Genomic DNA, 22,120 nt, shown 5'->3' with positions numbered 1-22,120 from the left:
TGTTATACTTTTTGCCGCGGCATTTGTCAAACTCCGCTGCTCGCTGATAGCAAAAAAAGATCCCGAAGGATCTTTTAAGCTTCGATTCCTCTTGGCTCGCGGTTTTCCAGCGTATCCCATCCGTCTTGGGTCAAGAGCTCCATCTGGGTCTCGATCAAGGCGCGGAAACGAGCGCGATAGATCGTCGCTTGCTTCTTCAGCTCCTCGACTTCGAGCGCGACTTTGCGGGATTTGGACAAAGCGTCGTTAATGATGCGATCGGCGTTTTTCTCCGCTTCCTTCACGATCAACTGCGCTTCCTTCTTCGCGTTGCCTCTCAACTCGTCGGCAGCTTCTTGAGCGACGATAATCGTCTTGCTCAGCGTTTCTTCGATATTGGAGAAATGCCCCAGCTTGTCCTGCGAAGCAGCCACCATATTTTGCAGCTCTTTATTCTCGCGGATCATCGCTTCGTAATCTTTGATAATCTGATCGAGGAATTCGTTTACTTGATCTTCGTCGTATCCGCGAAGTCGGCGAGCAAATTCTTTGTTATGAATATCCAATGGCGTCAATGGCATTGGCGCACCTCCTAAGTCATGATTTCCAAGAAGCTTGTTCACTGAGTGAATTCGACGGAGGCACGAAAAATCCTGCAATGATTCTACACAAATTTACCGACTCTCACCCGAATTCTGCCGCTTTTCGACATTCCTTCGACTTCAAGCACCTTAAATCTCCCGAATCCCTTCATCGAAACGACGTCTCCCTGTTTGAGCGCATGGGATGGATCCTCTACGGGTTTCCAGCTTACCCGGCATCGTCCCGCCTTGATCGGCGCGAGTATTTTCGTCCGGCTTAACCGGAACACGTCGCTGGCTACGCCATCTAGGCGTAACGAAGCTACCGAGAGCACTTGTTCTTCCATCTCGGGCTTCACGACCCGCAACGCGGACAGCGGGAGCACGGAGACGGTCACGTCGACCCTATGGGCCTGCTTCATATGTCCGATCAGAAAATCGCCTATTCCTTTGACGATAAGCGCGTGGCAGCCGTCATCGGTTACGTGCAAATCCCCGATTTTCTCCCGTTTAATTCCGAGACCGAGAAGCGCTCCCAAGTAATCGCCATGATCAAGCTCGGATATGCGCCGGTCGTCCGACGTGATTTCCAGAACGTCGATCCCGATATCCTCGTCATCCAACGGCTTATAGTCCGGTGCGATAATCGCCCTCTGGCGTTCCGCGCCGGCGCTTCCGCCGTTCAACAGCACTTGGGCGTCGGGATGACGGTTGGCTAACGAAAATAAAATATGCGCCTGGCGCGGGTCGAGAAAATCCGTCAGCTTCGTCTCATGACGTTCTGCGGCTCGTTCGACCCATTCCCAGGCGCGATCCACGAATGCTTTTTCATCCGGGTGAAAGTGCTCGTATATCTCTTTATGCGACATAAGTATCCTCTTTATTGAACGACTAGGCTAAGTACTGCGATTAATCCTTGCGCTACGAACCACAAAGAGAAAAACGCGATAATCGGCGAAATATCCAAGACGCCGCCGATCGGGGGAATTAAGCGCCGAAACGGCTTCAAGTAAGGCTCGACCAGCTTGCCTAACAATTCTCCGACATAGCTTTCCCGTACGGAAGGCAACCAGGACATAAGCACGTAAATGATGAGCATGTAACGGTAGATGTTGTACAACAACCAAACGTATTTTTCTACTTGATCCAACCTGGTGTCACCTCATTTTAGGGTAGTCGGAGGCTTCCTCGGACAACATCTCCGTTATCGAACCCGATATTTCCACCGAATCCGGCGTGCAAAGAAAAATATCCGATCCAAGCTTAGAGATATGGCCGCCAAGCGCATATACGGTGCCGCTTAAGAAATCGACGATCCGAATGGCTTGGTCCCTTCTCACGCGCTGAAGATTTACGACGACGGAGCGACGCGATTTCAACTGATCCGCGATATCCTGGGCCTCGTCATAAGAACGGGGTTCGGTTAGCACGACCCTGGCGTTCTTCTGGGAATGAATGCTTACGACGTTATTCTTTCCTGATTGTTTACGCGAATCGAAAGCGGGGGTTTCAATTTCTTGCTCTTCCGTTCCTACGAATCTGTCGCGATCTTGGTCGAGGTTTTGCTCATGCTCTTCCTGCAAACCCAAATAATTCAGAAATTTATTCATCACGCCCATCACTACCCCTCCCCTATTTCTTCTTTCCCTACTAGCACGGTTCCCAAACGCACCATCGTCGCGCCTTCTTCCACGGCGATTTCGAAGTCGTTGGACATTCCCATCGAGAGTTCCGTAATCGGCTCGTCCGTAAGCTCCATACAGTTAAGCTCGTCCCGCAATGCTCTTAGAGCACGGAACACGGGTCTGGTCGCATGCGGCTCGCTCTCGTAAGGAGCCATTGTCATTAGACCGATCGGCCGAATGCGATTCATTTTCCGAAGATCGGCTAGAAATGATCGTACTTGCTCCGGGGCTAAGCCATGCTTCGACTCCTCGCCCGACACGTTGACTTGCAACAAACAAGGCACCTGAATATCCAGCTTCTCCGCGCGACCTTGGATCGCTTCGGCTAACGACATTCGGTCCAGGGAATGAATGTAATCGAATTTCCCAACGACATCTTTAACCTTATTCGTCTGTAATGAGCCTATGTAATGAAAAAGAGCTTGTCCTTGCAACGCATCCCATTTGGCTTTGGCGTCCGGCCAACGATTTTCACCGATATGGGTTATGCCCTCCCGCACGGCCGCCTCCGCGGTCGCAACGGAAACGTATTTCGTTACGGCGATAATTCGAACGTCGCCGCGTTGCCTGCCGCTTCTTAAACAAGCCTGTTCCAGCCGCGCTTCAACGTCATGCAGACGATTCCGCAGGGTCATGAAACGATCACCTCGATTTCCTGCCTAACCAGCTCATCATCCGACCCGTAGCTCCATTCTCCTTGCGATGGGAAAACAACAAGTCCGTTCGACAGCCAGTGCACCATGAAGACATTTCGATGCGGCTCGGCATAATTCCTGCTTTTATCATAAGTTGTCGGTTCAAATGTTTCAAGTCGAGATAGGCTCGGCCTTCCCGATCGCTTGATTTGACGGCTTCCGACGCGTTCCATAAGGGATCTCTCTCGCGTATCGAATCCACGATCGGACGAACATGAGTTAACACGGATTCGTCCACTTCGTAGCAGCAGCCTTCGATCGATGGTCCGATCGCGGCCCATAGGTTTTCCGGCAGACTACCGAATTCGGCTCGCATTTTCTCGACCGTAACGGCGGCTATATCCGCAACCGTCCCTTTCCATCCTGCGTGGGCTAGTCCCATGCTTTTCGTAACCGGATCGTAAAAATAGAGCGGAACGCAGTCCGCGAAAAACATCGCGAGAAACACGTTTGGAACGTTCGTGATGATCGCATCCGTATTCGGCAATGCGCTCTCCCGGTTATTGCGGCCGCTCCCGATATCGTTTTCCTTAATTACGCGCACCTCGATACCGTGCACCTGTTCCGCGCACGTAAACGCCTCGAAAGGCCACGCGATTTGATCTGTTAACCTTATCCGATTGCCGATGACTGCTGCAGGGTCATCTCCGACATGAAGCGCGACATTCCCCGTCTGCCTTGACGTGAATCCGGCGCTTAGCCCGGTCTCTTCGCACCATTTTCCTAACATGAATAACGGCTGACCTTCTAAGTCTTCGCGGAGTTGAAAGGGTTCCATTGCATGCACCTCCGCCACCAGTTTACCATAGCTCAACTACGATCGGAAGAAAGGCGCCTTGGCGCGCTATCTCCCGACGTGTTGTTCCCCGTCTTCCAGCCGGTACACCTTGGCGTCATCGAGCCTCACCAACACAACGTCGGTTCCGATTTTGACGATATTCCTCCACGGGATGACGACGTCGTTCCCGCCTCCGAACATACCGAATAGTCGAGTAGATGTAGGCACGACGATGGCGTCGATTCTTCCTTGGCGCAAATCCAGCTCCAGATCGCTCACTTGGCCGAGCTTCTTCCCATCCACGATGTTAATAACGTCCTTCGTCTGAAAATCGGATATTTTCAACCTTCTCGCCCCCAGTCCGCCGGGCATTCGTACCCTAGTATTAACTATATGAGCCAGTCTGGAAAAATGTACGGCTCGGTTCGTCGCGATCCCGAATATATTCGAGCCTTGTCCAGTTTCCGGTCAGTCTTGGACGCCTATGTCCATTATCCCCTTCACTCAGGTTGGTGGTGGCCAATCCCCTCATTTTCCTCCTATAGCCATTATCCCGTTCGCTCAGTTTGAGCTAGCCTAATCCCTCAATTTCCTCTTATGACCATTATCCCGTTCGCTCAGTTCGAGCTAGCCTAATCCCTCACTTTCCTCTTATGACTATTATCCCGTTCGCTCAGTAATTGTACCTCAAGACCGCACCATTATTTACAACTTTTTCCTCGAAAATGCTTGACCAAATCTCAGTGCTCCTTTACAATAAAAGAGAACAAATGTTCTCATATAAGGCGGTGAGAATTGCGTGACCCACTCCTATTCATTTGAACAGTTTTGCGATAAATACAACAATGAAGAAGTTTGCACGCAGGCTCTATTTTCCGCCCGATGGCCGGATGGATTCCGTTGTCCACATTGCGATACCTCCTATTTTTATATCATCAGATCCCGCAGATTACCGCTTTTCGAGTGCGCGAATTGTCATACTCAAACTTCCCTAATCTCAGGAACGATAATGGAAGGAACCCGCACTCCCTTGCGCTTGTGGTTTCAGGCGCTTTACTTGCATGCGGCCCCGCATGGCATAAGCGCAACACGATTAGCTTCCATTATCGGAACGACCTACAAAACCGCCTGGCTCATCTGCCACAAGATTCGTCATGCGATGAGCACGTCCGACTCGTCAACGCTTCTTACCGGCATCGTAAAGGTTAACTGGGGCGTATACGGCAAGCCCTACAATCCGACCGTCTATCGCCATCCGCAAGAACAACCTTTACTCGCCGGAGTCTCGGTCGGCTCCGATGGTCATATGAATTACCTTAAGATCAAACAAGTGCCCGACGAGCATCTTGTTTACGATAGAATCGTACCTTCAGGCGGCCATCAATTCGTTCAACAGCATGTCGATCCCTCGCGAGAGAATTTGTCCGTGGTCATATTGAAATTCAGTATACATAGACACAGGGATATCATTCGGCTATGCAAACAAGCAGCATGCTGGATTAACGATACTTTTAACGGCATCGGACCCAAACATCTTCAATCTTATCTCGACCAATTCTGTTTTGACTTCATCCAGAAGCATCGGAATAATGATCGTTTCGAAGTTTTATTAACTTGGTGTGCAATTACCCCGACCTTGAAATACCCTACCCTCATTCGTCGCAAAAATGATGCATCCCAGCACAAACGCAGTTATCTCGAACAATTGAAGAACGCGAGTTAAATTCAATGTATTTTTGATTTGTTCGAATGCGATATCCGAAATCATTATCCTCGAAAATTGGCTAATGGGTTAATAAAAATTAAATTTGCTCACACATATTCTGAAGTTACGCACTTTTCCTGATCGAGGGGGATAATGGACATAGCGGAGTAGAAGACACGAGGACCTGGCAAGACCATTCAAGTTAATGATCTTCTACGGTTGTTCTCATCATTTCTTTTTCGCTGAATCCTCTAACATCGAGTATTGGATCAAGCGCACTGAGTTGAACTGAGATGAAATAAGCTTCATTGAGCTGCATTGAGCTGAACTAAGCTGAACTGAGCGAAGGGGATAATGGACATAGGAGATTTGAGTGAGGACCCTGGAAAACGAATTGGCCAAGAAAAGGTTTTTTTGAAGGGATCGGCAATCGGCATGAAAAAGAGGATGAATCATCGATTCATCCTCTTAGCGGCGAGTTTATGTTTTGACGTGTTTTTGCATTTGTTGAATGGCCGATTTCTCGAGACGGGATACTTGAGCTTGCGAGATGCCGATTTCGTCGGCGACTTCCATTTGGGTTTTACCCTCGAAGAAGCGCATGGATAAAATCATTTTTTCACGATCGTTTAATTTTCTCATCGCTTCGCGCAAGGCGATTTCTTCGATCCATTGAATATCCTTGTTGCGCTCGTCGCTGATCTGATCCATAACGAAAATGGGATCCCCGCCGTCATGGTAAATCGGTTCGAATAACGACACCGGATCTTGAATCGCATCGAGCGCGAATACGATATCCTCCTTCGGCACGTTCAAAACCTGGGAGATTTCCAATATGGTCGGTTCGCGCGAGTGCAGGTTGGTCAGTTGGTCTCTTACTTGCAACGCTTTGTACGCGATATCCCGCAAGCTACGGGACACGCGAATCGGATTGTTGTCCCTTAAGTAACGTCGGATTTCGCCGATGATCATCGGTACGGCGTATGTCGAGAACCGAACGTTTTGGCCGAGATCGAAATTATCGATGGCTTTCATGAGGCCGATGCATCCGACTTGGAATAAATCATCGACGAACTCTCCGCGGTTGTTAAACCTTTGAATGACACTGAGCACCAAACGCAAATTGCCATTTACCAATTTTTCTCGGGCGGCGATTTCTCCTCGGGTTTGCAGAGCAAGAAATAGCTCCCTCATTTCGGCGTTAGTTAGAACGGGCAGCTTTGAGGTGTCCACTCCACAAATCTCCACTTTGTTGCGGGTCAAGGCAATCCCTCCCGGGGAGCAGCATTAATGTAAAGTATCTCCGGGAAGGGGCATTTTATTCCCCCGTTGGAAAAGCTCGAATTTTCTCGCAACTTCTACACCATTTTGTTAAATTCCTTACGAAGTCGCTTAATAATACGTTTTTCGAGCCTCGAAATATAGGATTGGGATATCCCGAGCAAGTCGGCAACATCCTTCTGAGTCTTCTCTTCCCCGTCTGCCAAGCCGAATCGCAGCTCCATAATCGTACGTTCTCTCTCGCTGAGTTTGTCGAGTGCTTTATGCAATAATTTGCGATCTACCTGTTCTTCGATGTTACGATAAATCGTATCGTTTTCCGTCCCGAGCACATCGGAAAGCAACAGCTCGTTGCCATCCCAATCGATATTTAGCGGCTCGTCGAATGAAACTTCGGTTCTTGTTTTGCTGTTGCGCCTTAAGTACATAAGGATCTCATTCTCGATGCAACGCGAAGCATACGTAGCCAACTTTATTTTTTTATCGGGATCGAACGTGTTGACCGCTTTAATAAGTCCGATTGCCCCGATCGATACGAGATCCTCAATATGGATGCCCGTGTTCTCGAATTTGCGAGCGATGTAGACGACAAGACGCAAATTACGCTCGATAAGCATCGCGCGGATTGCGGCATCGCCGGTAGATAGTCTCTCCAGCAAGTATTCCTCTTCTTCTCGGCTCAGCGGCGGCGGGAGAGCTTCGCTCCCACCGATGTAATGGACTTCCTCGCTCTTCCAACCTAACCAGAATAACAGGCGATACAACGATAACTGGGACCTTAATTTCAAGTTTACGATCATTTCTGCTAACCTCCTGTCAAGCGGGTTGTGATGGAGCCGACGGTGCGTTGCCGGCTTGAGCCATGTCGGGGTGGACGATGGCGCGATAAGTTCCTTCGGATGACAACGTGCCTCCATCCAAGCCGATAAGTACACGACTCACTTGCAGAGGGGGATGTCCTTCCCGCGACAGCAGGACAAGATCGGGCTTAACCGCCAGCATAAGACGAGTGCCTCCGTTGACCGTACGATAGGGGATAAGCCGGAATCGTTTGCTCCATGATTCATATTCGGATGAGCTTGCGTCCATCTCGGTGAGCAACACGTCCGGAGCCACGCTCTTGAGTCGTTCCGACCAGCCTGAAGGCAATTGTTCCTTCCATACGCTCGCTTCCAGGATCATTACAGGTATGCGAGTCAAAGGTTCGTATAACCGGTTGCCGGTGTCTAGCAATCCTTTTACCGGCCAACAGCCATCTTCCACTCTAATTTCGATATCCCAGAACAACTGCTCGAGCTCTTGGCGCTTGGCGCGCGTCTCGGATGTACTTCGGTATAACCATAGGGAGAGCAGAAAGGCGATAACGTAGATGACGAGCTGCATCTGCCATTTGAGGAAGATCGCGCCATCGGACGCGGTCTTCATTACGTCCCAAGGAGAATCGAAGGATCGAAGCAAAAAAGAGATTCCGATGACTCCTCCGAGCGTCGCGAAATTAACCAAGTAAAAAGTTCCGAAGTTCCGCAGGTACAGCTTGGGATCTCCATACCCGAAAGTAAGCAGCACCATGAGGAGCGATACCAATACCTTAACCCAGAAAGAATAGAGGTATGGAATATCGGCCATAAACATTGCCGCAGCGTAGAGCGCCCCTAGAGACGCGGCGGAGAAAAGACGTTTACGCGGCGGTCTTAGATGCCGGACTTTAGCCGTCGCAAGAAGCACGGCAGCATCGACGGCCAGATTGTCAAAAAAAACAAGATCGACGTATACGACCATGGGAATCCCCCCATCCTTGATCGCCCGGTAAGGTTTTCGATGAGCATCCGGGATGGATGAACCCAGTATAATCGCTTTCAAATTCGGAGTCTGTCTAATCTTGCCGACCTTCCAAACCTTTTTTTGTCGACATGAAAAAAGAACTCCGGCCCACAAATGTGGACCGGAGTTCTTATCGAAATAGCTATTCGAATTAACGATCGCCGCGCGGACGATTGCGTAAAAACGCTGGAATGTCCAGTTGGTCGCTCGACAAGCTCTGATTGCCGAACGGACGAAGATTGTTGCCGGACGCACGGTTATCGTTCGCGCTGGTCGGCTCCGCTTGAACTTGCGGTTGCGGTGTAGACGTCGGTACTTGACGACGTGCCGCATTCCGATGTTCGAAACCTGTCGCGATTACGGTAACTTTGATCTCGTCCTTCATGTTATCGTCGATGCTTGCGCCGAAAATCATATTCACTTCCGGATCGGAAGCGGAAATGACGATCTCGGCAGCTTCATTGACTTCAAATAAGCTCAGGTTAGAGCCGCCCGTAATATTCATGATAATGCCGCGAGCGCCTTCGATCGAAGTCTCGAGCAATGGGCTCATGATTGCTTTGCGAGCCGCATCCATCGCGCGGTTCTCGCCCGTCGCCGTTCCGATTCCCATGAGAGCGGAACCGCGCTCCGTCATGATCGTCTTCACGTCGGCGAAATCGAGGTTGATAAGTCCCGGAACGGCGATCAAGTCGGAAATCCCTTGAACCGCTTGGCGCAATACGTTATCCGCTTCGCGGAAAGCTTCCATCATCGGCGTCTTCTTGTCGACGATCTCTAGCAACCTATCGTTAGGAATAACGATAAGCGTGTCTACTTTTTCCTTCAGCGCTTCGATTCCGAGATCGGCTTGCGCAGAACGCTTACGTCCTTCGAAGGTGAACGGACGAGTAACGACGCCCACGGTGAGCGCGCCGCATTCTTTGGCTAATTCCGCGATAACGGGAGCAGCGCCCGTTCCGGTGCCTCCGCCCATACCGGCCGTAACGAATACCATGTCTGCGTTTTTCAACGTATTGGTAATGAACTCACGTGATTCCTCGGCCGCTTTCTTACCCACCTCTGGGTTAGCGCCTGCCCCGAGACCGCGGGTAAGCTTGTCCCCGATTTGCAGCTTTTGTTCGGATTTCGTTAAGTGCAAGGCTTGCGCGTCCGTGTTCACGGTAATGAACTCGACGCCCTTAACGCCATTCTCAATCATGCGGTTTACAGCGTTACTGCCGCCGCCACCGACTCCGATGACTTTGATTTTCGCAAGTGGTTCCATTTCAAAATCAAACTCCAACATAATTTGCTAACTCCTCCTTGCTTCGCATGAATGGTTCCTAATAAGCGGCGGCTTAAATGAATTCCTTGAACATGTTCTTGAACCATTCAACAATGCCAGGCTTGGGAGCCGAACTCGCGCTTCCGGCCGCTTTCGCTTTCGGTGCCCGTTTGGCTCCCGCTGCGCCGCGCGTACGAACGTATTTGGTTACGTATTGAATCATGCCGACCCCGCTGCTAAAAGAGGGATCTCTTACGCCGATGTAATCCGGCACGGCGATCCTCACGTTCGACTCCAATTCGATCTGAGCCAACGGAAGCACGCTAGGCAATGAAACGGAACCGCCCGTAAGTACATAACCGTTGATTTTGTCGTGGTAACCGAGACGTTTGACCTCTTGGCGGATCATTTGGAAAATTTCTTGCATGCGAGGCTCGATGATGTTCGCGAGATCGAGCTGCGAGAATTCCTTTTCCATATTGCTTCCGACTCTCATAACCTTGAATTTCAAATCTTCCGCCGAGTCGTCCGTACGGGCGCACCCGTACTTCAGCTTGATTTTCTCCGCGTGCTCCGTTTGCGTCTTGAGACCGTAACAAATATCGCTCGTTACGTAATCTCCGCCGATCGGGAGCGTTGAAACAGCGGCAAGGCTGCCTCCTTCGAAAATCGCAAGCGTAGTCGAACCCGCTCCGATATCCGCAAGCACGGTTCCCATTTGTTTCTCGTCTTTAGTCAGAGCCATCATACCCGACGCCAGCGACATCAAGATTAGGCCGGAAATACGCAGGCCTGCCTTCTCTACGCATCTCATCAAGTTATGTACTGCTGCCTTGGTACCGGTAATAATCGTACATTCGACTTCAAGCCGAACTCCGATCATGCCGCGCGGATCTTGAATATCCGCCAGACCGTCTACTAAAAATTGTTTGGGAACTAGACCGATGATTTCCCGTTCAGGCGGCAAAGCAACCACTTTGGCCGCTTGCAAAACACGTTCGATATCTTCTTCGCCGATCTCGCGATCTTCGTTGGAGACGGCTACGACGCCGTGATTGCTCTGCAAAGCGATATGATTGCCGGAGATCCCGACGTAAACCTCGCTAATTCCAATGCCCACCATGCGCTCGGCATGATCAACGGCATTGCGGATGGACTGCACGGTTTGGTCAATATCGACAATGGCGCCTTTGCGGATTCCATCGGAATCTGCGGATCCTACGCCAATGATGTTAATGGCCCCGTTGCTGATCTCCCCGATAATCACCCGGATCTTGGACGTTCCTATATCCAGGCTGACGATGAGGTCGTTATTGCTCAACCGGTGGCACCTCCCGTAAATCGATGAAAGTAGCTGCGTACTAGGGATGCTTCCTCTACTAATTCCACATCCACGAGGTTTTCCCTCTTTTTTCTACAATTTTTTTAAGGATCGTTATTGTACTAGATTAGGCACTCTAATGATATACCCAATTCGCCCATAAATGAAATTCTAGCATTCTTTTGGTTTATTGAGTAGAGTCCTTTTCCTTAACTTTATCGGCAGCCTGCGCTCCATCCGTAACATTTTCCGCGGAATAAGGCAAATAACTGTCCGCTTCCAACATTATTATCTTGCCTGGCTCGCGGTTTTGCACGATATCGCTAAGATAAGAAATTTTATCCGGTAAAAAATCGATCGTTGTCACGACTTCGAATCGGGAACGAGTGAACAGCTTAATCCGATTAGGATAAGCGGTCGACGGATCGGGATGGATCTCCGACAAATCCGCCAGCAAATAACTTGGCAGCCCGCTCAGCGCCGTGCACAACGCCGCTAAATTCGGATCGTCCGACTTCCAGTCCGAGAGAATCGGCTTGTCCAACATTTTGCCTTCGGGCAGCGGCAGTACGACCCCATTGGCCAGCACCGCGGACACTTTGCCGTCGGGTGCCAGTTGAATCGCCACTTGCGGATACTCTTTCACTTCCACTCGGAGAACTCCCGGAAAATTCTTAATGATAGTCAGGCTCTGCACCGGCTTTAATCCGGCCATCCTGGCTTTAAGCTTACCGATGCTCGGGAAGAAAAACGAATCTCCCACGGCCACGCCCAGTTCGCCGGTTACTTCTTCATGAGTTAAAAAGGTCGTGCCCGTTACTTGGATTTCCGATATTTTAGATAGCGGGGAACGGAAAAACAGGGCGACAAGCACGATCGCGACAAGAGCGACCAAAATGGTCAGCAACCTCTTGTTGCGGCGCGTTCGCGGAATCGCTCCATCGCGCTTAAGCGCTGGAATTCTATCGGCCATCGTCCATCCCTCCCTTGTCCATATCCGATTCACAAAAATCCCCGGCGCGGAAGAAGGCTTCTGCGGCGGGGAACGTATCTCCGTTAGCTGTAAACCTTGCTAGATTGCACTTCTCGAGAAATATTGCCTCCGATGAGACGGAACATCTCTTCGATCCTGTCGTATCCGCGGTCGATGTGGTGCACTTGCTCCACGACCGTCCGGCCTTGCGCGGCCAAGCCCGCGATTACGAGCGCGGCGCCTGCCCTCAAATCCGTCGCTTCGACCGTCGTCCCGTACAATTGCGGAACTCCGCGAATAAAGGCATTGTTCAGATCTACCCGAATGTCGGCTCCCATGCGGCATAATTCGTCGACGTGCTTGAACCGCCCTTCGAAGATCGTCTCCTTTATGACGCTGACGCCATCCGATAGCGCAAGCAACGTCATAACCTGAGCTTGCAGATCCGTAGGGAATGCGGGGTAAGGAGACGTCACGATGCGGTCTACCGCGACCGATCGCTTGTAAGCGCCGACCCTCATTATATCATTGCCAACCTCGATTTGAACACCGGCTCGGCGCAGGACGTGAATCAAGGAGGTCAGGTGCGTCGGATTCGTATTTTCCAGCGTGACTTCTCCCCGGGTAGCCGCCGCGGCAACCATGACCGTACCGGTAACGATCCGGTCGGGTATCACTTCGAAGTCGCAGCCTTTTAAAGAATCTACGCCGTCTATCGTCATCGTATCCGTACCCGCCCCGCTGACCCGGGCTCCCATCGTATTCAAGAAATGCTGCAAATCCTGAATCTCGGGCTCCCTAGCGGCTCCGATAATCGTCGTTCTACCTTGCGCCAAAACGGCGGCCATCATGATATTCTCAGTGGCTCCGACGCTAGGAAAATCCAAGCTGATTTCGGCGCCTTTCAGGCGTCGGGCCGTGCAGACGATTCTGCTGCCCTTCTCTTCGACATGCGCTCCTAATGCTTCTAGTCCGCGCAAGTGTAAATCGATCTTTCTTTCGCCGATGGCGCAACCGCCCGGCTGATAGAGCTGAACTTCCCCGAAGCGCGCGAGCAACGGTCCCATCAAAAACACGGAAGAGCGCATTTTCCGCATAAGCGTCTCCGGAATGTGAGAGGAAGTCGCTACCGCCGAATCGACCGTTACCACCGTATCCTGATGTCGGGCATTACACCCGAGATCGCGCAAAATATCCAGCATGACTTCAATGTCTAGCAGCCGGGGAACGTTGCGGATCGTAACTTTTCCTTCCGCGAGCAAGCTGGCAGCCAAAATCGGCAAAGCAGCATTTTTGGCTCCGTGGATACGAATGGTGCCCGAAAGCGGCTGTCCGCCTTCAATCACCAAATTGTCCAAGGGTTTCACCTCCGGATTACCGCTCACCCAACATGAGTACCTCCGGTACGAGCTCGATGCCGTAAGCTTCCGCGATCGTTCGTTGAACTCGTCGGATGAGGGCGAGGACGTCCTCAGCTCTAGCGCCGCCATGGTTGACTATGAAATTCGCGTGCACGGTAGAAACTTCCGCGGCTCCTTCCCGCATTCCCTTTAATCCGGCCGATTCGATCAGCCTCGCGGCATGATCGTTCGGCGGATTGCGGAATACGCTGCCCGCGCATGCCATCTGCAGCGGTTGGGTCCGACGGCGACGATCTTTGTACGTCGCCAGCGCGGCGGCAATCTCCTTGCGGTCTCCCTCTTCCAGACGGAATACCGCACGGGTCACGATCCCGCGCCGTTCCTGCAAAATGGAGTGGCGATAAGAAAACGCCATCTCATCTTTCCCGAGCTCCGCGCGACTTCCGTCATCCCAGACGACGTCGGCTGACTGTAAGATACGTGATATGTCCGAACCGTGGGCTCCGGCGTTCATGTACACGGCGCCGCCTACCGTTCCCGGAATTCCTCCCGCGAATTCCAATCCGGTAAGGCCTTGTTTGCCGGCCATGACCGACAGCTTGATGAACGAATACGATGCGCCCGCGAACACCGTCCCGCCATCGAAACGCACTTCGTCGAAACCGTCGCCCAACTTAATGACGGCTCCTCGAACCCCTTTATCCGACACCAGCGTATTGGAGCCCCTTCCGAGCATGCACCAGGGCACGTCATAGCCGCGCAATAGCCGCAATGACGTTGCGAGTTCCTCATCGTTATTCGGGACGAGAAATAAATCCGCAGGCCCGCCGATCTTCCAAGTCGTATATCCGGCGAGCGGTTCATTCGTCCGTACTTCGCCAATTCCCGCTTGTTTAAGCTCAGCGACCAATTGCTGCATGGCGTTATCCTCCTAACAAGTCCTTCAGGGCTGCGCGTTGCCGTCGTTACCGTTGCCCCCGGTTCGACCGTCACGATCACGCTGTATCTTATGACGGCTGGGCGGGGGTGGTGACAAACGCCTAGTTCCGGCAAGCCAGCCCGAATATGCGATTTATTTTCTCTTGCTTTGTATGCGCAAGATTTGTTCGTAGATGGATGAAGCCGAACGAGGCATGCCTAATCCTTTGGAGGCGCGCGCCATTTGTTTCCTGCGTTCGGAGTCGGACATGATCGCGCTAATGTCGCGATGCAGCGCCTCTCCGGTTAAATGTTTCTCTAAGATCATGATCGCCGCTCCCGCGTCGGCAAGACTGCGAGCATTCGCTTCCTGATGATTGTTCGTCACGTTGGGCGAAGGAATCAGGATTGACGGAATGCCGAGAGAGGTCACTTCCGCGAGGAAGGATGCACCCGCGCGGCCCACGAACAACGAAGAGGCAGCAAGCACGTCAGGCATATTCTTGATGTAGGGTATGACATGCACGCGGCCGGAAGCCTCCGGCAACCGACGTTTGATCTCGGCTTCCACGTCCTTGTAGAATCTCTCGCCAGTCACGAACACTAGATGCGTCCCCGGCAGCTTGCCGAGTAACGGAGCCGCCTGGATGACAGCTTCGTTCAACGCCCGCGCTCCGCCGCTGCCGCCTACCGCGAGTATGAACGGCGTTCCCGGCAAGAGGCCGAGAGAAGCAAAGCCTTTGTCGCGATCCGCGTTCGACACGCGGGTAGCGGTCGGGTTGCCCGTATATTCCACGTCGTTGCATTTATTGAAAAAAGGGACGGATTCCGCGAAACTAACCGCTACGCCATCGACGTAACGGCTCAGAAACTTGTTCGTCAGCCCGGGAACGACGTTCTGCTCATGGATGAGCGTCGGAATGCCGAGCTTGGAGGCTGCGTAAACGACAGGCCCGCACACATATCCCCCGGTGCCCACGACGACGTCGGGCTTGAATTTCTTAAGCAATTGTTTGGAGCGACGCACGCCTTGATAGAATCTCATGACGGTTCGCACGTTTTCCCAAGACAGGGAACGTCGAAAGCCGGTAATCTCTACCGCTTCGAACGGAATGCCCTGTTCCGGAACGATCCGGCTTTCCAAGCCGCGACTCGTGCCGATGTACAGGGTGGACGAGTCCGGTTGTCTTTCCGTTATTTCGCGGCCGATGGCGAGAGCGGGATAAATATGCCCGCCCGTGCCTCCGCCGGTTAATACGACACGCATGAACGTCACCTCGAATAACGGGATAGATTAAGCAAAATACCGAGCGCCGTCAGCAGCAGCGTGAGCGACGAGCCCCCATAGCTGACGAGCGGCAGGGTGACGCCGGTAATCGGCAGCAAACCGATGACGACGCCGATATTGATGAGCACCTGAACGGCGAAAATACCGACGATCCCCGTAGCAAGCAAGCTGCCGAAAGGATCGGATATCGTAATCGCCGTTCTCATGCCGCGCCAGATTAGCAACAAGAATAATAGAATCAGCAGGGAGCCGCCGATAAAGCCCAATTCCTCGGCGAGGATGGAAAAAATAAAATCGGTTTGCGGCTCCGGCAAATAATTATATTTTTGTCGGCTCATCCCAAGACCTAGACCGACAAGTCCGCCGGGCCCGATCGCGTATAGCGATTGGATCGATTGATAACCCGCCCCTTGAGGATCTTGCCAGGGATCCAGGAAAGCCGTAATTCGCAATAGTCGATAAGGAGCCGCCGCGATCAGCCCGCCGAGTCCCAGCAAGCCGAGCATCGCCAAGCCGCCGAGATGGGAAATTCGCGCGCCCGCCACGTAGATGGCAAGCAGCGAAGCTCCGATCATAACCGTTCCCGTTCCCAAATCCGGCTGCAGCATGATCAGGGCGAAAGCCGCGCCGATAATACTTAACGGCGGAAGCAGCCCTTTCGTAAACTGGGTGATCTGGTTTTGACGCTCCGAGAGCATCTTGGCGATAAAAATAATCATGGCCAGTTTCATGAACTCCGACGGCTGTATGCCGAGCGAGCCGATCCCTAGCCAACTTCGGGCGCCTCCGCGAACGACGCCTAACCCGGGAACAAGCACGATGACGAGCATGCCGAAGCAAATCAGCAATGCCGGCACCGCCCATTTCTTCCAGAACGTATACTCCACGTTCATCGTTACGAACATCGCGACAACGCCTAGCACGGCGAATATTAACTGCCGCTTCACATAGTAGTACGAATCGCCGTAATCATGAAAAGCCGCGACGGCGCTCGCGCTATACACCATCACGACTCCGATGGCCAGTATGCCGAGCGTAGCGGCGATCATCCAAACATCGGGAACGGAACGGGTTTTGGCCATGAACCGGACACCTCACGGTTTGCAGAAGTGGGGACGAGCCCCCTTCTACAACGTATGCGCCGATTGCTTAAAAATGCGGCCCCGAACCTCATAGGACGGAAACATGTCCCAACTCGCGCAAGCGGGAGACAGGAGAACGATGTCTCCCGGCTCCGCCATGGCGGCGGCTTCCTCTACGGCTCGACGGAGCGTGCTCTCGGCGTCCTTATCAGGTTCGACGATTTTCACGCTCGTTAAACCGGACATAGCCGCGACCCGGCCCAGCTTTTCCCTCGTCTCGCCAAGCGCCGCCAAACCCTTCAGGCGGTCGCGGAAAATCGGAAGCAGCTCCATGTAGTCGGAACCGCGATCCAATCCGCCCGCCACCAAGATGAGCGGAGCTGGCAATGACAAAATCGACATCGTCGTAGCCATCGGGTTCGTCGCCTTGGAATCGTTGTAGAACTTTACTCCGCCGAACGTTCCGACGTATTCCAATCTGTGCTCCACTCCGCGAAAATCGCGCAAAGGCTGCGCCAGACGTTCCGGCTCGGCTCCCGCCGCGAGCGCGATGGCGATGGCCGCCAGAGCGTTCGCCGCGTTATGGCGTCCGGGAATGCCCAGTTCGTCGACGCGTAGAATTCGACGTTCTTCGCCGTCGGCGGCGCGATGAACGATCCATCTCTCCGCTTCGGACTCGACTTCTCCTTCGGCGGGCTTAACGTTCTCGTAGGGAGGCTCGACCATGACGCCAACGGGTAAAGATCTAGTGACGGAAAACGGCATCGAGCTGCCTTTGAAGTTCTTCGCCAACCGTCGGCACGTTTCGTCATCCTCGTTGTAGATCGCGACGTCCTCATCCGATTGGTTCTCGAACAATTTCGCCTTGGAGTCGACATAATCCTCCATCGTGCCGTGATAATCGAGATGCGTTTCGGCAACATTGAGCAGGCAGGCGATTCGCGGACGGAAATCCGTCGTCCCCTTCAATTGAAAGCTGCTGAGCTCGGCGACCAGCCAACCGTCCGCGGCAACCTCCCGCGCGGCCTCGCTAAGCGGTCTGCCGATGTTGCCTGCGACGAGCGGCTTCAGTCCCGCGGCCTCGAGCAGAACGCCGGTCAGCGTCGTCGTCGTCGTTTTACCGTTCGAACCGGTTATGCCGATGATCGGCGCCGGAGACAGATGCCATGCGACCTCGACCTCGGTCGCGACCTCGACGCCTAGCCGTTCGGCATCGACGATCGGAGGCGCGGAATAAGGAATGCCCGGATTTTTGACCAACAGGGCCGTATCCTTCGTTACCAGTCCGTCCGGATGATGCCCGCACACAACAGAAATGCCCAAAGCCGTCAATTCGTCGGCTTCAGGGCATTGTTCCCGCTCTTTCTTGTCGTTGACGACGACGTCCGCTCCGATGCCATGGAACAGTTTGGCTGCGGCCACGCCGCTTCTAGCCAGGCCGAGAACGACGACGTGCCGCCCCCGGTATGATGTCAGTTGCCTCATCCGCTATTGCCCCTTTTTAGCTTGCCTTATACAGCAACAATCCCGCGCCCGCCAGCAATAGGCCAACGAACCAGAACGTCGTGACGACCCGCCATTCGGACCAGCCCGACAGTTCGAAATGATGATGAATCGGACTCATCTTGAATACCCGTTTGCCCCGCGTCTTGAACGAAGCGACTTGAATGATGACGGATAACATTTCGAGTACGAAAACGCCTCCGATAACGATCAGCAATAGCTCCGTTTTCGTCAGGATGGCTACGGCCGCGATTCCGCCTCCAAGACCTAACGAGCCGGTGTCGCCCATGAAAATTTTCGCCGGATGCGCGTTGTACACGAGGAACCCGAGCACGGCTCCGACGACCGCGGCGCTGAATACGGCCGATTGCGGTTGCGTCGCTTCCAGCGCGATAATCGCGAACGCGCCGAATGCCAAGGCGCTTGTCCCCGACAACAGTCCGTCTAGCCCGTCCGTAAAGTTGACGGCGTTCGTAGAGCCCAAAAACATGATGACGACGAGAACGTAATAAGCCCAGCCCAAGTCGTAGGACCAACCGGTGCCCGGTACGCTAACGACCGTGCTATGATCCATCCGGTATAGCAAAAAGCAGAAGATGGCGGCGAACAGAAGCTGACCGAACAGCTTTTGCTTCGCGGTTAAACCGAGCGAACGCTTGAATACGATCTTGATATAATCGTCCAGAAAACCTACCAATCCGAATCCGAGGCATGCCGTGATGAGCGCCCAATATTCCAAACCTCTGTCGGCGAACTTCAGAAACGCGAGCGTCAGGGCGACGAGTATGATAATCCCGCCCATCGTAGGCGTTCCCGTTTTTTTCAGATGAGACTCCGGTCCGTCCACGCGGACCGTTTGCCCGAACTTCAGTCTGCGCAGCAGCGGAATGAACAGAGGCCCGAATAGTACCGCAAGCACGAAGGAGACGCCGAGCGTCCAAAAAATCGAAGTATAGTCCATTTCGTTATCCTCTGGCTCCTTTCTGCAATATCGTTACGATTTCTTCCATTTTCATTCCCCTTGAAGCTTTCACCAGGACGAGATCGTCCGTATCGAGCCGGTCGAGCAGCTCATCCGCCAACGCCTCTTTGTCCGTAAAGTATCTCGCCCGGCCCGCGGCAAAATTCGCGAGAGCCGCCCGGTACGTATCATTAGACAGCGGTCCGTAGAAAAGTACCTCGTCGGCTTTCGTTTCGTTAAGGTAGCTTCCGATTTCGGCATGCATTTCCGCTTCGTTCGGGCCAAGCTCTAACATGTCTCCGAGCACGATCCATTTGCGACGGTACCCGGACAGCTCGGCCACGAGGTTAATGGCGGCCCTGACGGACGTCGGACTGGCGTTATACGCGTCGTTAAGGATGACTGCCCCGTTCTTCGCCGCGCTGCGCTCTATCCGCATCCCGGTTAGCTTCACCGACTTCAAGCCTTCTCCGATTGCGGCGAACGACAGGCCGAACAGCCTGCCGACCGCGATCGCCGCCAGCGCGTTGACCGCATTGTGCCTGCCGGGCACCGGCAACTCGAACGCCTTCTCCTCTTCGTCCGCTCCCATTGTCCCGCCGATCGTGAATTTCGTGCTTTCGGCGTTCGCCCGAATGTATCGGGCGATCCAATCGTTGCCCGTATTCTCGCCGAACGTTACCGTGCGGATCGTCTTGATCAGGGGCTTGGCGGCAAGCTCCTCGACGAGCAACGGTTCGTCGCCGTAATAGACGAGCGTGCCGCCCGGCTTCAAGCCGTCGACGATCTCCAGTTTGGCGCGGGCGATATTCCTGCGCGACCCCAACTGAAGCAAATGAGACTCGCCTACGTTCGTAACGACGGCGATATCGGGCGTACCAAGCGACGACAGCAATGAAATCTCGCCTTCGCCGCTCATTCCCAACTCCAGCACGAGCGCTTGCGTATGCTTGGGAGCGCTAAGCACGGTCAGCGGCAACCCGATATGGTTATTGTAATTTCCTTCCGTCTTATGTACGCGGAACTCGGTAGACAGTACGGAAGAAATCAAGTCCTTGGTCGTGGTCTTGCCGTTGCTTCCCGTGACCGCGACGATCTTCGCTTCGAGCGTGCGCAAGTATCCGACCGCCAACGCTTGCAGTGCCGCCAACGTATCATCGACGATAACGAGCGGTAGATCGATTCCGTTCGGAACCCGCACGCCGCCGTCCCATAATGCGGCGGAAGCTCCCGCATCCCGCGCCGCGCGGACGTAATCGTGCCCATCGAACCGGTCTCCCCGCAGCGGAACGAACAATTGTCCCGGCGCGATCCGGCGCGTATCCGTAGAGACGCCCGACAGCACGAGTCTTTCGCCGTCGTTTGTTAAACCGATTATGCTTGACGCGCCGCTCCACTCCGCGACTTCGCGAATCGTTGCCTGCATCACTTGTTTCGACTCCTTATCGCTTCTTTCGCCACGAGACGGTCATCGAAATCATGCGTAACGTCTCCGATGATTTGATACGTTTCGTGCCCTTTCCCCGCAATCAATACTACATCGCCGGGGCTTGCCATTTCAACCGCTTTTTCGATCGCGGAGCGTCTATTGGGCTCCAGTTCGTAGCGTTCGGGCGCAACACCCGCGTCTTTCAAGCCCGCTTCAATATCTTGCAGGATAGCCAGCGGATCCTCCGAACGCGGATTGTCGCTCGTCACGATAAGTTTGTCCGCAAGCTCCGAAGCGATGCGTCCCATCAGCGGGCGCTTCGTCTTATCGCGATCGCCGCCGCAGCCGAATACGCAGATCACTTCGCCTTTGGCAAGCTCCTTTACGGCGTTCAATACGTTCTCCAAACCGTCCGGCGTATGCGCGTAATCGACGATGACGGCATAATCCTGATCTTCGTCGACCGGTTCCACGCGGCCGGGAACGCCCGGAATCCGCTCGAGACTGCGTATCGCGTCGTCCAATCCGATTCCCTCGCATATCGCCACTCCAAGCGCGGCAAGCGAATTATAGACGTTAAACTTGCCTACCAAACGCAAGCTCACTTGCCGATTCCCGAGAAACGTCTCGAGGGCAAAAGTCGTTCCCATCGACGTAATTTTCACTTCGGAAGCTTTAATATCCGCGGCATTGTCGATGCCGTAAGTCAGCACTTCCGCGGACGTTAGCTTGGCGAACCGTTTCGTAGCGTCGTCGTCCGCGTTCAAGACGGCATAATTGCGCTCTCCCGGATTATTGGAATACGTGTTGCCGAGGCGGGAGAAGAACAACCCTTTTGCCGCTTCATAAGCTTCCATCGTACCGTGATAATCAAGGTGATCCTGAGTTAAATTCGTGAATACGGCGGTCCGGAACCGGGTACCTTTCACTCTTCCCTGTTCGAGCGCATGCGAGGAAACCTCCATGACGCATCGTTCCGTTCCGGCATCCGCCATCGACCGGAAAATGCGCTGCAGCTCCAGCACGTCAGGAGTCGTACCCGACATCGGAACGCTTTGGCCCGCATAACGAGTCTCGATCGTGCCGATAACGCCAGCGGATACGCCCGCGTCCGCCCATATCTGTTCGATCAAATACGTCGTCGTCGTTTTCCCGTTCGTTCCGGTAATTCCGACGGGTCGAAGCGCGTGCGACGGTTTGCCGTAGAAATAATCCGCCAGCACGGCGAGCGCCTGTCTTGTATCCGGTACGACGAGTTGCGCGATAGGCAACGGCAATTCTCTCGTCGTGACGAGCGCGGACGCGCCCGCGGCGACGGCTTGAGGGGCGTAGTCGTGCCCGTCGACCGTATGGCCGGGCAAGCAGAAAAACAAATTGCCCGGCTTCGCTTTTCTTGAATCGGCCTCCAAGCTAAGCACGCGGACGGACGGATCGCCGATGATCCGGGATAACAGCAATTGTTGCGACAATTCGGCTAAGTTCATAGGTGGCG

General features: G+C 53.5%; 22 protein-coding genes and 1 pseudogene. 2 read left to right on the top strand and 21 right to left on the bottom strand.

From position 1 onward, the window contains the following. Nucleotides 1-74 precede the first annotated feature (74 nt). From D7Z26_RS08745 to D7Z26_RS08715, 7 genes are all read right to left on the bottom strand, one after another. Nucleotides 75-560, bottom strand: a complete 486-nt coding sequence (locus D7Z26_RS08745) for a DivIVA domain-containing protein (protein ID WP_120975904.1) — start codon at nt 558-560, stop codon at nt 75-77. An 83-nt stretch (nt 561-643) separates the two neighbouring features. Then, a complete protein-coding gene (locus tag D7Z26_RS08740) occupies nt 644-1,429 on the bottom strand; it encodes a YlmH family RNA-binding protein (protein WP_120975902.1) in 786 nt (261 codons plus the stop codon). Nucleotides 1,430-1,440: 11 nt separating this feature from the next. Beyond that, nucleotides 1,441-1,710 carry a YggT family protein gene (locus D7Z26_RS08735; RefSeq protein ID WP_120975900.1) on the bottom strand — a complete coding sequence of 90 codons (270 nt, stop codon included), beginning with the start codon at nt 1,708-1,710 and terminating at the stop codon, nt 1,441-1,443. 7 nt (nt 1,711-1,717) lie between these two features. Then, complete coding sequence (locus D7Z26_RS08730) at nt 1,718-2,179, bottom strand: cell division protein SepF (RefSeq protein WP_120975899.1); 462 nt, start codon at nt 2,177-2,179, stop codon at nt 1,718-1,720. A 2-nt stretch (nt 2,180-2,181) separates the two neighbouring features. Further along, the gene (locus tag D7Z26_RS08725) at nt 2,182-2,880 is read right to left on the bottom strand and encodes a YggS family pyridoxal phosphate-dependent enzyme (RefSeq protein ID WP_120975897.1); all 699 of its coding nucleotides are present in this window, start codon (nt 2,878-2,880) and stop codon (nt 2,182-2,184) included. 7 nt (nt 2,881-2,887) lie between these two features. Then, nucleotides 2,888-3,718 (bottom strand): peptidoglycan editing factor PgeF, encoded by an 831-nt coding sequence (gene pgeF / locus D7Z26_RS08720; RefSeq protein WP_120975895.1) that lies wholly within the window; start codon nt 3,716-3,718, stop codon nt 2,888-2,890. Nucleotides 3,719-3,784: 66 nt separating this feature from the next. Then, complete coding sequence (locus D7Z26_RS08715) at nt 3,785-4,063, bottom strand: YlmC/YmxH family sporulation protein (protein ID WP_120975893.1); 279 nt, start codon at nt 4,061-4,063, stop codon at nt 3,785-3,787. A gap of 454 nt (nt 4,064-4,517) precedes the next feature. Between D7Z26_RS08715 and D7Z26_RS28085 the strand changes: the two are divergent. Together D7Z26_RS28085 and D7Z26_RS08710 are read left to right on the top strand one after the other, a co-directional pair. Continuing rightward, a pseudogene (locus tag D7Z26_RS28085) lies at nt 4,518-4,691 on the top strand (transposase); the annotation flags it as partial. 57 nt (nt 4,692-4,748) lie between these two features. Continuing rightward, complete coding sequence (locus tag D7Z26_RS08710) at nt 4,749-5,441, top strand: hypothetical protein (protein WP_233566735.1); 693 nt, start codon at nt 4,749-4,751, stop codon at nt 5,439-5,441. 462 nt (nt 5,442-5,903) lie between these two features. On the opposite strand, the gene sigG is transcribed toward D7Z26_RS08710, so the two are convergent. The 14 genes from sigG to D7Z26_RS08640 all read right to left on the bottom strand — a co-directional run bounded on the left by sigG (nt 5,904) and on the right by D7Z26_RS08640 (nt 22,112). After that, entirely contained in the window at nt 5,904-6,686 is a 783-nt protein-coding gene (sigG, locus tag D7Z26_RS08705; protein ID WP_120975889.1) for an RNA polymerase sporulation sigma factor SigG, read from the bottom strand. Between the two features lie 95 nt (nt 6,687-6,781). Beyond that, the gene (gene sigE, locus D7Z26_RS08700; protein ID WP_120975887.1) at nt 6,782-7,504 is read right to left on the bottom strand and encodes an RNA polymerase sporulation sigma factor SigE; all 723 of its coding nucleotides are present in this window, start codon (nt 7,502-7,504) and stop codon (nt 6,782-6,784) included. 16 nt (nt 7,505-7,520) lie between these two features. Then, a complete protein-coding gene (spoIIGA, locus tag D7Z26_RS08695; RefSeq protein ID WP_120975885.1) occupies nt 7,521-8,483 on the bottom strand; it encodes a sigma-E processing peptidase SpoIIGA in 963 nt (320 codons plus the stop codon). A gap of 193 nt (nt 8,484-8,676) precedes the next feature. Continuing rightward, nucleotides 8,677-9,813 carry a cell division protein FtsZ gene (gene ftsZ / locus D7Z26_RS08690; RefSeq protein WP_120975883.1) on the bottom strand — a complete coding sequence of 379 codons (1,137 nt, stop codon included), beginning with the start codon at nt 9,811-9,813 and terminating at the stop codon, nt 8,677-8,679. A gap of 52 nt (nt 9,814-9,865) precedes the next feature. Beyond that, a complete protein-coding gene (gene ftsA / locus D7Z26_RS08685; RefSeq protein WP_120975881.1) occupies nt 9,866-11,113 on the bottom strand; it encodes a cell division protein FtsA in 1,248 nt (415 codons plus the stop codon). 187 nt (nt 11,114-11,300) lie between these two features. Further along, nucleotides 11,301-12,086, bottom strand: coding sequence for a cell division protein FtsQ/DivIB (locus tag D7Z26_RS08680; protein WP_120975879.1), 786 nt, complete (start codon nt 12,084-12,086; stop codon nt 11,301-11,303). An 83-nt stretch (nt 12,087-12,169) separates the two neighbouring features. Then, nucleotides 12,170-13,444, bottom strand: coding sequence for a UDP-N-acetylglucosamine 1-carboxyvinyltransferase (gene murA, locus D7Z26_RS08675; protein WP_120976539.1), 1,275 nt, complete (start codon nt 13,442-13,444; stop codon nt 12,170-12,172). Nucleotides 13,445-13,460: 16 nt separating this feature from the next. After that, the gene (murB, locus tag D7Z26_RS08670) at nt 13,461-14,366 is read right to left on the bottom strand and encodes a UDP-N-acetylmuramate dehydrogenase (protein WP_120975877.1); all 906 of its coding nucleotides are present in this window, start codon (nt 14,364-14,366) and stop codon (nt 13,461-13,463) included. Nucleotides 14,367-14,519: 153 nt separating this feature from the next. Next, on the bottom strand, nt 14,520-15,632 hold the full coding sequence (murG, locus tag D7Z26_RS08665; protein ID WP_120975875.1) for an undecaprenyldiphospho-muramoylpentapeptide beta-N-acetylglucosaminyltransferase: 1,113 nt from the start codon (nt 15,630-15,632) through the stop codon (nt 14,520-14,522). A 5-nt stretch (nt 15,633-15,637) separates the two neighbouring features. Further along, nucleotides 15,638-16,735, bottom strand: coding sequence for a stage V sporulation protein E (spoVE, locus tag D7Z26_RS08660; RefSeq protein WP_120975873.1), 1,098 nt, complete (start codon nt 16,733-16,735; stop codon nt 15,638-15,640). A 45-nt stretch (nt 16,736-16,780) separates the two neighbouring features. Continuing rightward, complete coding sequence (murD, locus tag D7Z26_RS08655; protein ID WP_120975870.1) at nt 16,781-18,220, bottom strand: UDP-N-acetylmuramoyl-L-alanine--D-glutamate ligase; 1,440 nt, start codon at nt 18,218-18,220, stop codon at nt 16,781-16,783. 16 nt (nt 18,221-18,236) lie between these two features. Beyond that, a complete protein-coding gene (gene mraY / locus D7Z26_RS08650; RefSeq protein ID WP_120975868.1) occupies nt 18,237-19,199 on the bottom strand; it encodes a phospho-N-acetylmuramoyl-pentapeptide-transferase in 963 nt (320 codons plus the stop codon). Nucleotides 19,200-19,203: 4 nt separating this feature from the next. Further along, entirely contained in the window at nt 19,204-20,628 is a 1,425-nt protein-coding gene (locus tag D7Z26_RS08645) for a UDP-N-acetylmuramoyl-tripeptide--D-alanyl-D-alanine ligase (RefSeq protein WP_147423840.1), read from the bottom strand. Further along, a complete protein-coding gene (locus D7Z26_RS08640) occupies nt 20,625-22,112 on the bottom strand; it encodes a UDP-N-acetylmuramoyl-L-alanyl-D-glutamate--2,6-diaminopimelate ligase (RefSeq protein WP_120975864.1) in 1,488 nt (495 codons plus the stop codon). The genes D7Z26_RS08645 and D7Z26_RS08640 overlap by 4 nt, the downstream gene beginning before the upstream one ends. Nucleotides 22,113-22,120: the final 8 nt, after the last annotated feature.

It is taken from the genome of Cohnella endophytica (assembly GCF_003628305.1).
Taxonomy (GTDB): Bacteria; Bacillota; Bacilli; order Paenibacillales; family Paenibacillaceae; genus Cohnella; species Cohnella endophytica.
Note: the sequence above shows the minus strand (reverse complement) of the source record. Positions and strands in the feature narration are given on the sequence as shown.